Genomic DNA, 14,576 nt, shown 5'->3' with positions numbered 1-14,576 from the left:
AACACGGGGAGCGCTCCTCAGAGCAGCGAACACGGGAACCAGCTGTCAACGGCGGTGTGCTGGTCACGGGCCTGGTCCTCGGCCTGGTCCTGGGGTGTCGCGGGCGGCGGCCGACCCGGCCAGCAGGTCGATCACGCCCCAGGAGGCGAGCAGCGGTCGGAGTGCGTCGGTGACTTTGTCCGGTAGCGGGTCGGGGGTGACGCCGTCGGCTTCGACCGCGGCGTTCGGTGGGATGAACACCGCGCCGTCGAGCAGCGTCGACAGTCGTGGCCCGGTGGCGCCGTCGATCCCGACCGGCCAGCGTTTGGCGCCGTTGACGACCAGCGCGCACACCGGTGCCGCGACCCCGGCCTGGACCCAGGTGTCGTGACGGGCCAGGACCTGCTCGGCGGCGCGCAGCGACGGCCGCGTAGCGCGCACGACCAGCACCGGGCGCGGCATCAGCTCCCCGCCGCGTAGCCACCCGCCGGCACCGGAGGTCACCGCCGCTGCGGCCCGCCAGCCGCCGTTGCCCAGATCGGCGACGGTGACGTGCAGCGGTCGCGGCGGCGGGTCGGGGAGCCAGTCCGGCGGCGCGGGCACCATCCCCGGCGTCACACCGGGCATGGTGGTGTCGAGGCGGGCCAGCAGCGCACCGGCGCCGGGGCGGCCCCCGCGCCAGCTGTAGCGGACCTGGACCTGGTCGGTGACCGGGCGTGTCCACGGCCCGTCCGCACCGGCGGCCTGAGCGAGACCGGACCGGGCCGGGTCATCGGCATCAATGAGCAGACAGCAGCGTTTGTCCTGGTGGATGATGTCGGTGATCGCCGCGGCGACCGTCGACGCCCCCGCGGCGGGGGACCCGGCCAGCACGGGGATGACCGCCCCGAACGGTGCCCAGTCCGCCGCCCCGACGTGATCGGGCCACACCTGCCGTCCCCGGGCCGCCACGGCGGCGACCGTGGCGCCCATCTGCTCAGCTACGGCGAGCGTGTCGGTAGGGCTACCGGCGCGGGCGGTACGGGCCGCGGCGGCCGCGGTCAAATCCACGATCATCTCCACATCCGTTGCATCCAGGCCGCCACCGTCGGCGCCGCGGCGGGCGGCGGTACCGAGCAGGTGACACAGGTCCGGGACCGACCGCGGCCGCGCCGCCGAACCGGCCGCGGTCGCGGGCAGGTCGGGACCTTCCACGGCGCGGTCGTCGGTGCCATCGGTGTCGTCGGTTGCGTTGGTGGCGGCGGTCATCGGAGCCCGAGTCGCTTCGAACAGGCCGGCCACGCCGCCCAGCCCTGCACGGCCTGCACTCGCTGGGCGACCTCGATCTGCTCGGCCCGCGACGCCTCGTGCGCCGCTCCTTCGCCGCCGAACGCCCGCCAGGTCGACGGGCTGAATTGCAGGCCGCCGGCGTAGCCGTTGCCCGTGTTGGTGCTCCAGTTCCCGCCGGACTCGCAGTGGGCTAGCTTGTCCCAGGTCGAGCCCGCCGCCGAGGTTGCGACTCCTCCGTCTGTCACCGGCGGCGGCTCGGCCCCCACCCCGGCCCTACGCGGCTGCTCACCAGCAGCGCCGCCACGAGCGGCGTGGTCATCGGTAGCGGCCACGCCGTCCTCGGCCCGCTCACCAGCAGCGGCGTCTCCGGTGGTGTCGTTCCCGGCGGCACCGGTGCCGCTGTCGGTGCTGGTCGTGCGGCTGCCCTTCACACCGGTGCCGGCACCGGTGCTGGTGCTGGTGCGGTCGAGGGCGTCGAGGAGGTCCTGGGCGACCGGGTCGACCTCGGCCGCGGCGCGGGCCTGCGCGGTCAGCTTCTCGATGCCCGCCGACACCGCTCCCGCACTCGACGACACCGCCCCACCACCTGCGGCGCCACCGGCGCCGCCGTCGCCGTCGCTGCTGCCGCCGCTGTTGCTGGTGGTGGTGCCGTTGCGGCTGGTCTGGGTGCGGGTGATCGCCGCGCCGGGCCGGGGATCGACCGCCGGCGCTGACGTCTCTGCCGCCGGCTCCGAGTTCGGTGTCGAGTTCGGTGTCGGGGATGGGTCCGTCGCCCCGTCGTCATCCCGGCTGGTCTGCGCGCTGGACACCTCGGTTTCACCGTCTCGGCTGCCGCTGCCGCTGCCGCTGCTGCCGGTGTCGGTAGTGGTACGGAGCTGGTCGAGGGCGGCCAGGTCGGCGGGGTCGGCGCCCAGCGCCGCGAGCCGATCACGATCCAGGGCGTCGAGGACGGTGACGCCGACCTGTGTGGCGTCGCCGCTGCCGTCGGCGCGGATCGCGGCGAGCAGGTCGGTGACCATGCCGATCGCCGCCCGCGCGGTCGCAACGTCCTCGGTTGACGGTGTTTGTCCTGGGCTGGTCTGCACGTCGGTGACCACACGGTTCGACGACGAGGACGCTGGGGGCGGTGACGCGCTGCTCGGTGCGGGATCGGTCGCGACCTGGTTGTCGTCGTCCCGGCCGCTACCGGTGGTGCGCGCGCCCGTCTTCTCACCGTTGCCGGGGTTGGGGCGGGGGTCGGCGCTGGGCGTCGGTGCTGGTGTTGGTGTTGTCGTGGGCGGTGAGGCTGCTGTGGGCGGTGGTCCCGGCGACGCCGGAGGCGGGGCCGGAGGCGGGGCCGTGCGGTGCTGGTCGGTGCAGGCTGCGGGGACCGGCGGCGCCGCAGCCCGCGGCTGCTCCGCCCGGTCTGTCGGTGCCGCTGCTGTGGCTGGTGTGGTGATCGCGGAGCGGGCCTGGTCCAGTGCGCTGACCGCGGCGCTGGCGCCGGAGGCGGTGTCGTCGACGAGATCGGCTGCGGGTGGCGGCGTCATCAGGTCGGCCGGTGTCGGGCCGAGCCCGGCCGCGGCGAGGCGGACACCGACCTCCTGGATGTGTGGTTCGGCGCTGTTGAGGTGGTGGAGCTGGTCGGAGAGGTCCACGGCCTGCTGCCGCCACTCGACCGACTCGGTCGCGGGCCGGAATCCGAGATCGGTGATCTGCCCGGCCAGGGCGTGGTCGGCCGGGTCGTCGGAGAGTGTGAGGTCGGTGAGCAGCGCCCGGGCCTGCGCTCGTGTCGCGGTCGCTGCGGCGTGCTGACGTGCGGCCTTGCGATTATCGCAAGCTCCGGTCGCGGTCAGCCCGAGCACCGCCACCGGGCCCTGCCCCGGGTCGGTGGTGAGGGCGGTGGCGGTGTAGGCGCCGCCGCCGAGTAGCGCGGTCGCGGTCAGGACCGCGACCGCGGAGCGGCGCACCACCACGGTCGACACCTGAGCGGGAAGACGGTCGGACAGCCGGTCGGACAGCTGCGTGGACAGGCGGCGGGGGACGTGGTCGGCCCACGACGGCCGCGCAGCACGAGACGACCGTCGCCGGGTCGGACGCGGTAGCGGGGACATGCGGGGGAAACCTCCAGGTCAGCAGGGGGCCGGGGAGCACGAGCTGGTGCGGTAGATGAGGTGCGGCTAGGACGACCTGCCGGTGTTGTTGTTGATCTCGTCGGTGATCGACGTCGACGAATCCGCGTCGGTCGAGCCCGCGCTGCCGCCGGAGGTCGTGGACGATCCCTCACCGGAGGCCAGGCCCCACTGCTTGACCCAGTCGACCTGCATCCGCCCCGGTTCGCCGTCGCCGCGCGGGAACCAGTCCAGCTGCAAACAGAGGTGCATCGGGCCGGGCGGCAAGATCGAAGTGTCGGTGGTCTTCCACCATTCGCGGCCGTCGACGAACGCGGTCACACCGTCGGGTGTCCACTCGACCGCGTAGTTGTGCCACCCGGTGGCGTCGATCTTGAGTTCGCCGTGGACCTGGGAGTTGTCCGCGCCGTAGTGCAGGAACAGTTCGATCTTGTCGCGGGCTGGGTCCATGATCTCCGCGAAATCGATCTCCCCACCGACCGGGAAGTTCTCCTCGGTCGGCCACAGCAGCGCGAGGGCGTTGTAGGAGGGTGAGCCGGTCGGGGCGCGCATCCGCACTTCCCAGCGGCCGTACTTCTGGGAGTGCGCGGTCCAGGCCAGACCGGCGGTCGTGCCGTCCCCGGTGCCGTCGATCGTGAGGACACCCCCAGAAACGGTCGCCGCGGCCGGGGAGCGGGTGCCGTTCCCGGCGTGCCCGGGGCCGTCGTAGGCGTTCCAGCCGGGCCCCAGCTGTGTGCCGGTGAAGTCGTCGACGACGTCCGGGGCGCCCCAGCCGAACACTGCACCTGCGGTGTCGCCCTGGCCGGGCACGGACGGCAGCGCAGAAGAACCGCCCGGGCCGGGCGCGTCCTGTCCGGTCTGTCCGGTCTGTGCTGGATGTTCGGTGGATCCGTTTTCATGATCATCCGGGTGGTTCCCGGTCTGGTAGCAGGTGGCGGGGATGAAGCCGGGCTGGTCGGCGCCGACGCTGGTCAACGCCGACCGCCACATCTGCGCCCGCTCGGAACGGTCGCCGTCGAGTTCGGCCAGGACGTGCACCGCGGTGATACGCCAGCTGCACTCGACTCGTGCGTCCGCCGGGACAGGCGCGGCCGGAGCGAACGCGACCGCCAGCGACGTCACCGCTCCCACCACGGCGGTGACCAGCCCGGAGCCGATCACCGCATACCGGCCTGACGGTCGGCGTGGTCGGCGCGGAAACCGTGCGAGGCCAGACCGTGGGTGCGGCTCTGGAAACCGTCGGCGACCACAGCGGCGAGTTCGAGGACCGCATCCCGCGTCGCGGGGGCCAGGGCGTCGAGGTCGACGATGTCCCCGGTCGCCAGGTGCGGGTCGGCGGGCAGTTCGACCACCGCCCGCACCCTGGAAGCGAAGTAGTCGCGGATGACGGTGTCATCGACATAGCGGGACTGCCTGTCACACGACAGGACGACCACGGCGTCACGGACCAGGTCCCGATACCGAAACCGGCCCTGGCCGTCCTGGTGGGTGGCCAGCCACTGCAACGTCCGCGCCGCCCGCGACGCCCCGTCCTTCGTCGGCGCACCCACCACGACCAGGGAGTCCGCGTGGCGCAGCGTTCCCTGCATCGCCGAATGCACCAGGCCGGTCCCGCAGTCGGTGAGCAGCAGCTCGTGGTAGATCGAGAGCAGGCGCAGGACGCGCTCGTAGTCGCGCTCGGAGAACATCTCCGACAGTTCCGGGGCCTGCTCCGAGGTGAGCACGCGTAGGCGTCCGGCGAGGTGGGTGTAACCCGACAGCTGCGTAGAAGTACGGACCTGGTCCAGGTCGCGTAGTAGGTCCCGCACCGTCCGCCGCCCCGCCTGGGCCTCCCCGACCAGGCGATCCCCGAGCGTCCCCGCGTCCGGGTTCGCGTCGATCGCGATGACCCGATCCCCGCGGTACTCGGCCATCGCCAGCCCGAGCACACCGGTACACGTCGTCTTCCCGACACCACCCTTGATCGAGCCGACCGCGACACTGAACGGCCCGGACAACGGTGTCGTGACCCGCCGCACCTGGTCCTTCAACCGCAGCTCGGCCTCGGACAGGCCCGGATTCCACCGCCCAGCCGTGAGCGCGTAGACGGCGGCGCGCCAGCCGTGTGTCGGCGCCGCGAGCTTCGGGCGCACCACATCAGCGAACGCACCACCATCAGAGAAACCGACCGCCGGAGCGTCCTGGTCGCCGTCGTCGACGGGGGCGTCGGTGTTCCAGAACGCCGCTGCTGTCTCCGCTGGCTCGGGCGCAGGTCGAACGGGCTGCGAACCAGGACCGGCCCCCGCCACCAGCTGCTCCGGGAAGCCGTTCGGCACCGGCCGCTCGGCCGGGACCTCCGGCGACACCGCCGCTGCGGTCGTCGTCGACTCCGCCGTGGGCGGTGCGCCGGGAGCGGCCCACGCCGCAGCATCGCCGGTCAGCCACGACGGCGTCTCCTCCGACGTCTCCGGCGGCGACGGCACCTGGTTGCTCGACGACATCAGCGCTCACCTGTCTGGTCACCAGCAGGTCCGGTGAGCAGACCAGGGTCTACGACCAGACGGCCATCCTCCGGAGCGCGCGTGACCGGCACCGTCATCCGCACCCACCGCGGCTCGCACGCTGTCCACGACGCATCCGACTCCGCCGGCGCACACGAGCGGCCGATCGTCCCCGGCGGTTCCACCCACTCGCTGTCCTCGCCCTCGGGACAGTCGTCAGGATCGGGAGCAGCAGCGGTGCGGACATACGGGGTGGCGCGGACGATGACCTCGACGAACACCGTCGTGTCCGAGCGCCGATAGATCCGGCCCGGTAACGGGGAATCAGCACGCTGACGGCCCGCACCGGACCAGCCCCACGTACACGCCTGCGCATCCGCGAGGACCTCACGCAGCACCTCGGCGCGCCGCCACGGAACGTCCTCGTCGAACGACTGGAAATCGCAGGCGAACCGGGCAGCGAACGCCGACGCCTCCACATCCGACACCGGCTCCACCGAACACACCGCGCGGGTCAGCAACGCCTCAGCGCCGCGCTGAACCGCAGGACGTCCGGACTGCTGCGAACGCGGAGGCTCCCGGTCGAGCCTGATCTGCGGTGGGGCGAGCTCCACGCGAGTACCGAGTACGTCTGGCGTGGGTGGCGGCTCTGACCGCTGGGACGGCGGCTCCGGTAGAGAGTGGAGGGCGATGACGCTGGCATTCCCAGCGGCGGCTTCAGACGAGGCCGGGCTTTCGACGCCTGGGGCGGAACGCCAGATCACCTCGTCACCGACGGGTGCTTCGAAGCGACGCGAAATTGACATCATCAGTCCATAGAATAGACAAGGTGGGATGCGGGGAGCGCTAATCGGCAACGGTGTCGAGTGAGCATCCTGCCCGGGATATCAAGTGCTGGAACTTCGTCGGACGAGTTCGTCGGCGCTCCCTCTCTCGCTCTGTTGGCAACCCGCGGAGGTCTTCAGCAACCGCTGTTCTGCGCTCGCCACAGGCACGACATTCACCCTGGCCGACCCTTTCAGCGCAAGTACCCATGCCATGGGTACCCATGCCATGGGTACCCATGCCATGGGTACTTTTACTCTCCGTGTTCAGATTGTTGGGTAACGCAATCTTGCGGGGTGCGCCCTCACTGCCTGCGTGTTCGTGGCGGCTGCCAGTGGTCACTCGATTGATTGTGCAGTGCAACCAATTACGGGCGGTGACGCTGCGGGCTCGCCTCGTTTATTCAACTGTTATGAAAGTTGCTCTGTGTGCTGTGGCGCCGCGGGGGCTCGCGGAGTGTGTGACGGGCCGGATTCAGCGAGGCGTCTTCTGGAGGCACATGGACATTTCTGCGGGTCGAGGAGTCCGGGGGACTTGGCGTTGGTTCACGACTCCACCGTCGACTACGGTGGAGTCGTGACGAATTCTGTTTCTGAGACGTTCGAGCCGGACGCGTGGACACCGGTCGACGGGTTCGACTTCCGCGACATCACCTACCACCGCGCCCGTAGCACCGGTGCCGTGCGGATCGCGTTCGACCGCCCCGAGGTCCTCAACGCCTTCCGGCCGGGCACCGTCGACGAGCTGTACCGCGCCCTGGAGCACGCCCGCACCAGCGCCGACGTCGGCGCCGTCCTGTTGACCGGGAACGGGCCCTCCCCCAAGGATGGCAAGCGCGCCTTCTGCTCCGGCGGGGACCAGCGCATCCGCGGCCGCACCGGCTACCAGTACGCCGACGGCGACACCGCCGACACCGTGCAGACCGGGCGGGCCGGGCGGCTCCACATCCTGGAGTGCCAGCGCCTGATCCGGTTCATGCCCAAGGTCGTCATCGCTGTGGTCAACGGCTGGGCCGCCGGAGGCGGGCACTCGCTGCACGCCGTCGCCGACCTCACGATCGCCTCCCGCGAACACGCCCGCTTCAAGCAGACCGACGCCGACGTCGGCTCCTTCGACGGCGGCTACGGCTCGGCCTACCTCGCCCGCCAGGTCGGCCAGAAGTTCGCCCGGGAGATCTTCTTCCTCGGCCGCACCTACACCGCTGAGCAGATGCACCACATGGGCGCGGTCAACGCCGTCATCGGCCACGCTGACATCGAAACCGAGGCCCTGCTCTGGGCCGCCGAGATCAACGGCAAGTCACCCCAGGCACAACGAATGCTGAAGTACGCCTTCAACCTCGCCGACGACGGCCTGGTCGGCCAGCAGCTCTTCGCCGGCGAGGCGACCCGGCTCGCCTACATGACCGACGAAGCCGTCGAAGGCCGCGACGCGTTCCTCCAGAAACGCGATCCCAACTGGGCCGGCTACCCCTGGCACTACTGAGACGTGGCCGTCCAGGCCACCGGGCGTCCGTCCTTCACGGTCCGAGCAGTCTAGCTACGCTACGTCATCTACTGTGCACACAGCAGTGATGAAGCTGGGCTTCAGCGCACTCAAACGGGCACGTAGACGCGAAGGACAACACCCGAAGTGACAGGAACCGGCAGCCGAGACGAGTTCGATGTCGAGCAGACCACGGTGGAACTACCCGAACTGGGCAGGTTCCTGCGTCAGCTCAGGGAACGCTCGCTGAACGGTTGCCGGCGCGCCGGTGGGATGAGCCGGATGGAGCTGGCCACGCTGACCGGCCATGGCGCGGGCTACATCGCGAAACTGGAACAGGGCGGCCAGGCGACGCCATCTCCCGCGGTCGTGGACGCCCTCGCCGACGCTCTGGGATGTTCGCCGGGCCAACGGCAGCATCTGCACGATCTGCGGGACTACCGGCCCGGGGAAGGTGACCGACCCGTAACGCCCTGCGTGATCACAGACCAGAATCGAATCTACGTCGACACTCTCACGCCCGCGCTCGCGGGCTTCGTCGACGACGCCTGGAATGTGCTGTACGCGAACTCCGAATACCGCCGCGTGTACCGCCGCATCGCCGACCCCGATATAGCGAACGTACTGCTCTGGTTCTTCTTTGTCCCGGAGAGCCGCCACATCATGGTGGAATGGGAACAGGAAGCGCTACTGACGGTGTCCTGGACACGCGCGCTGATGGTCCGCAACCATCTGGGGGGCGACCAATTCACGACACTGCTCGACCAGCTGTCGCACTCGACCGAGTTCCAGAAGATGTGGAACAGTGGTGACGTCGCTCTAGGGCGCCACAAGGCCGAGATGCTAGTGCGCGACCTCGACTCCGGAAAGGTGCTGAACCTGCGAGCGCAAGTACTAAAGTGGCCCGAACCGGCGAGCCCTTTACAGCTCTACCTGGCGATCGATATGAACGCCCCCCCCCGGAGAGAAGGATTCCTCAGTTTGATGGCGGCGGCGCCGTGCAGGGCAGGGCAACCACATTTGATGGAGCATGATCGTGAGCACGGCTAATATTAAGACAGAAGCTCGGGAAGTCAGGGTCGATGACGACGGCAGTCGAGGTGCCGCCATCGTCATGGCGCATGGTTTCGCTTTGGATCGTTCGATGTTCGACGGCGCGATACCGGCATCTCCGGATCGGCGGGTCATCACCTGGGACGCACCTGGTCATGGGGACAGTCCGGCCAGCGATGAGCCGTTCTCGTTCTGGGATCTCGCGCGGGACCAGCTGGCAGTGATGGACGCTCTCGGGATCGACAAAGCAGCGGTCGGCGGCTGTTCACAGGGTGGTTTCATCGCACTCCGGACTGCGTTACTCGCGCCGGAACGCGTGACCGCACTCATCCTGATCGACACCGAAGCCGCCGCATTGGACACGGCCGAGACCGCCGCATATCAAAACATGTTCGCGGCACTAGCCGAGGCTGGTCCGACGCCGGAACTGACCACAGCATTATCCGGGCAGATCATCGGAGACCATCCCGCCGCGGACACCTGGGCCCGGACCTGGCAGACCCGCGGAATCCCCCTCGGTCACCCGGTCGATTGCCTGCTGAACCGTGACGACATCACCGACCAACTCCCCCAGATCAGAGTTCCCGCACTGGTAGTGCGCGGCGAGCACGACCACTCGATTCCCCCGGAACGGCAGCAACAGCTCCGCGACGCGCTCCCCGGCCCGAGCGAGGTACTTGTCATCAACGGCGCCGGACATTCCCCGACGGTGACCCACCCCTACGCAGTCCGTACGGCCGTGGACCACTTTCTGACCGCTACAACTTTTCATTTACAGTAGGAACCCGTGACTTTCTCTCCCGATAACCGGATCACCGCGACCGCCTACATCGATCCGGTGTGTCCGTATGCGTGGATCACCGAACTCAAGCGCACCCGAACGACGAGCAGCGATGAGTGACCTCACGCAGGCGCTCGCGGCGCGGGCCCCGGACCTTCCCGACATCCCGTTGTTCGGTGGTGTCACGGTCGGGCAGGTGTTCGTGGCGGTCGCGGCGGTCGTGGTGCCCGCCACCGTGGTCGGGCATGTGCTGGTGTTGTGGGCGTGGGCCCGCGGCTGGGAACCGCACCGGCTGCGCAACCTCGCCCTGGTCATCGTGGCCGCTGCGGCGCTGGCCGGGCCGATCGTCGGCATGCTGCCCTGGTGGGGCCTGGAGCTGACGGCCTCGGCGGTGCGTCAGGCATGGGACGGGCACTACCTGCCCGCTGGGATCGACTCCGCCGCCGCGACCGCCCCTCTGGTGGCGATCACGTCCTGGGTGTGGTGGCACCTCTACACCAAGCGGATGCGGTCCGGTGTCGACCAGGCCGCCGGGGAACGCCACGTCCGCCGCCAGCTACACATCCGCGCCGGTGCGGCGGCCCGCCGCGCCCGCCGCGAGCGCACCCCGCTGGCCAGCCACGGCCGTGACGGCACACCCTCGGTCGTCCTCGGCCCACGTTATGACACCGTCCGCGCCCAACCGGACCTACTCACCGACACTCTGCGCCGGCGCGCCGCGCCGTGGTTACAGGTCCCGATGCCCGCGATCGCCCTCCACACCGTCTGCCTGGCCGAGACCGGCGCCGGGAAGACCACGATGCTGGTGCGCTACTCAGCCAGCTGGGCCGAGATCACCTGGACCGCCTACAACCAGCAACAGCACGGCGTTGCGGGATCACGGCCGTTGGTGATCTTCCTGGCCGCGAAAGGCGGCCCCGACGCCGACACCGACGCCCACGAATGGGCCGACGCGATGGAAGACCTCGGCCTGCACCCGGACCGGATCGGCGTGTTCCCGTTCGAGACCCGGCTGAACATGTGGCGCATGCCCGCCACGCAACTGCGCGCCGCCCTACACAAACTCGCGAAAACCGACCACCGCTTCTACGACGTCCTCCAACGCGGCCTGCTCCACCTGGTCATCGACGCCCCGACCGAGAAGCCACCCGCGTCGTCGGCGGAGTTCCTGCAGCGGCTCGACCCGGCCTGGCTGACCACCGCGTGGGCGGGACATCCGGTCGAGGAACGCAGCATCGCCGCCCTGACCAAGACCACCGGCGCCGGAGCGGGCGCCTCATCGCTGGACTCCGACCTGTTGCTGTTCGCCGATTTGTTCCGCAGCATCGGCGGCGACTTCGACGCCGGAGCCCCGCTCTCGGACTTCGACGCCCTGTACGTCTCCGTCCCCGGCGCCACCGACACCGTCGTCGCCGCCACCAAGACCGCCGTCCTCATCGAACTCTTGACCTACGAACTCGGTGTCGCTCACGACGGGCAACGCCGTCAGGTGTTGTTCGTCATCGACGAGTTCTCCGCGGTCTCCGGCGACACCGCAGGTGACGTCATCAACCTCGTCGAACGCCTGCGGTCGATGGGCGGCTCGGTCATCGTGTCCGCCCAATCGTATGAGGGCCTGGCCGACACCGAGGACCAACGCCGCCGGCTGCTCGGCGCGATGGGCGGCGGCGCCCTGATCGGCCGCACCACAGGCGCCGAAGCGTTGTCCGAGCGGTTCGGGACGCGGCTGGTCGACGAAGTCGGCTACCAACTCGACGGTGCCCGCACAACTGGTGTCGGCACGATACGCCGCCAGCACACCTACCTGCTCGATCCGAACCGGCTCCGACAGCTCCCCCGCCACCACCTCGCCTACGCCACACCCGACCAGGTCGTCTACGGCGTCGTCGCCCCACTCGCCGCCGCGCCCGCGATCGTCGGCTCGCCCCGACGGACCGCACCCACCGACGGGCCGGCCCTGTCCCGGCGGCGGCTCACCGCCGCCCAGGCCGCCGCGATCAACCGGCGACTCCACCGCCCCGGCACCACCGGACCCGACAGCGACAGCAGCGCGACCACCGAGTCCGCACCACCACCACCGCCGCGGTGGACGACACCGAGTTGGATGGACGACACCACCACCGACAGCGGTGACGACGAGACCGAGGCGAACGGAGCAGCGCCGCAGTGACGACAACTCAGGAACAGACACCACCACCGGCATTCCGGGTCGGGCGACCGGCGCAGGAACCACTGATCGGGAACTGGGTGTTCCTCGCCGGCGTCACCGACCTCGCCTACGAGATCTACTGCCTGCTGAGCATCTACATCGACTACATCGACGACGACGGCGACGCCGACGACAAGACCGTCGACACGCTCGTCGACATGTTCGCCGAACCAGCCGACCACGCCACAGACGCCGCACTCGCCGAACTCGCAGAACTCGGCGCCCTTACCCACAACGCCGACAAGACCGTCAGCGTCCACCACGCGCCACCACCGGACTACCGCGGCCCGCTCGACCCCGCCTTCGGCAGCGGCGACTTCAAAGGCCGCTTCATCCGCCCGGACGGCCAGCACCAGTGAGTAGACACACCGACTCGGACCGCGCAGCCGCAGCAGCACTGCTCGGTGTCCCCGCCGGCGCCTCACCTGAGCTGCTACGGGCGGCGTGGCGGACCGCGGTCCGCCACGCCCACCCTGACCGGGGCGGGGACACCGAACGGTTCATCGCCGTCAACGCCGCCTACGAACTACTCACCACACCACCAGCGACGACACCAGCTCGGACGACACCGCCTACACCGGCACCGGGCACCCCGGGCACGGCCGCGCCAAGCAGCGACATCACGGGCTCTCCCGTCAGCGGACTCCTGATCCTGCAGGTCGCCGGTCTTCTGGTCGCCGCTGGTGTCCTCACCGCCGGTGTCGCCATGATCGCCGCACCGGTCGCGGCCGCCATGGTCGCGTTGGTAGCCACCGCAGCGGTCACCCACCACGCCTACCTCGCCACCGAGACTCACCGCACCGAGGCTCACCGCCGGGCTGAACCCAGCAACTCGTCGCAGGCCGCGGTGGGGTCGTGGGGCGGGCGCCGACCAGACCGCGCTTTGCTCCGACCGCGGAACAGGAACTCCGACGCCCGCCACCAGCGACGATAGTCCTCAACCGGTCGTCGTGTGTGTCCGACGACATCACCGGATGCACGACGGCCACTGGGATCGAGCAGCGGACCAGCGAGCCGCTGGATGCCAGCCTCCTGCGGCTGCTCGCCGAGACTGGCATGAGGATTCCGTTTTGCATGGATGCGCTGCAGGAACGAATGGCTGAGGTACTTGGGGTTCCCATCGTGACACAGCGGATTCCGGCGGCGACTTCGTCGGGGACCGGAGCCGTTATCTACGATTCGACGGAGAAGATCTACAAGATCATGGTCCAGGGTGCCACTATCCGGCGCCACCAGGACTACATCCTTGGCCACGAACTCGTCCACATATGGCGAGATCACCTGAATGATCCCGCCACGGAAAAAACCCGGTTCATCTGCAGTCGGACCAGGATCGCTCTGCCATCACACTCCAGTCCGGCTGAGCAAGCGAAAATTGCTCGGCTGAACGAGATGGAAACCGAGGCCGACGCAGGCGGTCTCATTCTCAGTTCGTGGACCAAACGGAGCCGTCCCAGCTATCTCCAGGTCAGTGACGATCCCGTCCTCGCGGACCTCACCTACACCCTGATGGGGTCCCGATGGAAATAGCTCGACTCATTCAAATTTTCCTCATCATCGTTCTGGTCGTCACGGCTTCTATCAAGACCTACGACTACTATCGGCCAGGCCCGGATATCCCCCGAGTGATCCGGAAGCAGGCCGCATGGCTCGGCATCAGCGTCTGGTTCGTGGCAGTAGGCAATATCCTCAGCTTCCCACAGGTGAGTGCCGCCATCGACAGCGTCTCCTGGGTCGGCGCTGGAAAGATCGTCTTCAACGGGCTGATCACATTCGGTCTGGGATTACTGGCCGCTTATTTCTCCAGTTTGCGCTACCGGAATGATCGACTCATTCGCTTGATCCCCGGCGCAGCGGTGGTCGTTGTCGCAACGATGCTGCTGCTACAGCTCATTACCCGGTCGAGCTGCGGTCGCACACCATCATGAACCCGGGTAACGGGTACCCGACAATAGTCCTCTCCTACTTCATCGGTGGAGCCTGGTTCATCTGGACGACCGCGAGCATTGCCAGTTTCGCGTTCGCGCTCGCTCGTAAATCCACCAAAGCTCTCGCTGGGGCGTGTGCACTCCTGGGGCTGGGTTGCACGCTCTTTGCGCTAGCATCGGTTTCGCGGCTCGTTGTCATCACGCACAATTCGCTTCAGCCGCCTGACGCAGCTATCTCTGCGATCAATACCGCCAACTTCATCGCGAGCAGCGTCGGGCAGCTCTGCGCGGCCCTGGCGATCATCGTGTTCGGGATTCTCCGACTCATTGACTACCGGCAGAGGCGCTGGGCGATCAGCCATAGCGACACCCTGCGCAACCGTCTTGTCGACACCATCCCCGGCGTTGAGATCGACATATCAGACAACGGCGATATCGCTAAACTGTTCGACCAGG

General features: G+C 68.9%; 14 protein-coding genes. 9 read left to right on the top strand and 5 right to left on the bottom strand.

Annotation, left to right across the window (positions count from 1 at the left end):
- Positions 1-63: 63 nt before the first annotated feature.
- The 5 genes from KPL57_RS22925 to KPL57_RS22905 form a co-directional block, all read right to left on the bottom strand.
- Positions 64-1,227 (bottom strand): hypothetical protein, encoded by a 1,164-nt coding sequence (locus KPL57_RS22925; protein ID WP_226353122.1) that lies wholly within the window; start codon positions 1,225-1,227, stop codon positions 64-66.
- Entirely contained in the window at positions 1,224-3,341 is a 2,118-nt protein-coding gene (locus tag KPL57_RS72575) for a transglycosylase family protein (RefSeq protein WP_374203771.1), read from the bottom strand. The genes KPL57_RS22925 and KPL57_RS72575 overlap by 4 nt, the downstream gene beginning before the upstream one ends.
- A gap of 66 nt (positions 3,342-3,407) precedes the next feature.
- A complete protein-coding gene (locus KPL57_RS22915) occupies positions 3,408-4,520 on the bottom strand; it encodes a glycoside hydrolase family 16 protein (protein WP_226353121.1) in 1,113 nt (370 codons plus the stop codon).
- Positions 4,517-5,839 carry a MinD/ParA family protein gene (locus KPL57_RS22910; protein ID WP_226353120.1) on the bottom strand — a complete coding sequence of 441 codons (1,323 nt, stop codon included), beginning with the start codon at positions 5,837-5,839 and terminating at the stop codon, positions 4,517-4,519. The genes KPL57_RS22915 and KPL57_RS22910 overlap by 4 nt, the downstream gene beginning before the upstream one ends.
- Positions 5,839-6,603 carry a hypothetical protein gene (locus KPL57_RS22905; protein WP_226353119.1) on the bottom strand — a complete coding sequence of 255 codons (765 nt, stop codon included), beginning with the start codon at positions 6,601-6,603 and terminating at the stop codon, positions 5,839-5,841. The genes KPL57_RS22910 and KPL57_RS22905 overlap by 1 nt, the downstream gene beginning before the upstream one ends.
- 637 nt (positions 6,604-7,240) lie before the next feature.
- On the opposite strand from KPL57_RS22905, the gene KPL57_RS22900 reads away from it, so the two are divergent.
- From KPL57_RS22900 to KPL57_RS22860, 9 genes are all read left to right on the top strand, one after another.
- A complete protein-coding gene (locus KPL57_RS22900) occupies positions 7,241-8,149 on the top strand; it encodes a 1,4-dihydroxy-2-naphthoyl-CoA synthase (RefSeq protein ID WP_226353118.1) in 909 nt (302 codons plus the stop codon).
- A gap of 147 nt (positions 8,150-8,296) precedes the next feature.
- Positions 8,297-9,199, top strand: a complete 903-nt coding sequence (locus tag KPL57_RS22895) for a helix-turn-helix domain-containing protein (protein WP_226353117.1) — start codon at positions 8,297-8,299, stop codon at positions 9,197-9,199.
- Positions 9,180-9,983 carry an alpha/beta fold hydrolase gene (locus KPL57_RS22890; protein ID WP_226353116.1) on the top strand — a complete coding sequence of 268 codons (804 nt, stop codon included), beginning with the start codon at positions 9,180-9,182 and terminating at the stop codon, positions 9,981-9,983. Before KPL57_RS22895 ends, KPL57_RS22890 begins: the two co-directional genes overlap by 20 nt.
- Positions 9,984-10,095: 112 nt before the next feature.
- Positions 10,096-12,153, top strand: coding sequence for a TraG/TraD/VirD4 family protein (locus tag KPL57_RS22885; RefSeq protein WP_226353115.1), 2,058 nt, complete (start codon positions 10,096-10,098; stop codon positions 12,151-12,153).
- On the top strand, positions 12,150-12,551 hold the full coding sequence (locus KPL57_RS22880) for a hypothetical protein (protein WP_226353114.1): 402 nt from the start codon (positions 12,150-12,152) through the stop codon (positions 12,549-12,551). Before KPL57_RS22885 ends, KPL57_RS22880 begins: the two co-directional genes overlap by 4 nt.
- Complete coding sequence (locus tag KPL57_RS22875; RefSeq protein ID WP_226353113.1) at positions 12,548-13,126, top strand: J domain-containing protein; 579 nt, start codon at positions 12,548-12,550, stop codon at positions 13,124-13,126. Before KPL57_RS22880 ends, KPL57_RS22875 begins: the two co-directional genes overlap by 4 nt.
- 20 nt (positions 13,127-13,146) lie before the next feature.
- Complete coding sequence (locus KPL57_RS22870; protein ID WP_226353112.1) at positions 13,147-13,722, top strand: hypothetical protein; 576 nt, start codon at positions 13,147-13,149, stop codon at positions 13,720-13,722.
- Complete coding sequence (locus KPL57_RS22865; protein WP_226353111.1) at positions 13,713-14,120, top strand: hypothetical protein; 408 nt, start codon at positions 13,713-13,715, stop codon at positions 14,118-14,120. The genes KPL57_RS22870 and KPL57_RS22865 overlap by 10 nt, the downstream gene beginning before the upstream one ends.
- The coding region (locus KPL57_RS22860) for a hypothetical protein (protein WP_226353110.1) at positions 14,117-14,576 on the top strand (460 nt) is incomplete at its 3' end. The genes KPL57_RS22865 and KPL57_RS22860, both read left to right, overlap by 4 nt.

The sequence above is a fragment of the Pseudonocardia sp. ICBG601 genome, assembly GCF_020496245.1.
This window is presented reverse-complemented; position numbering and strand designations above follow the sequence as displayed.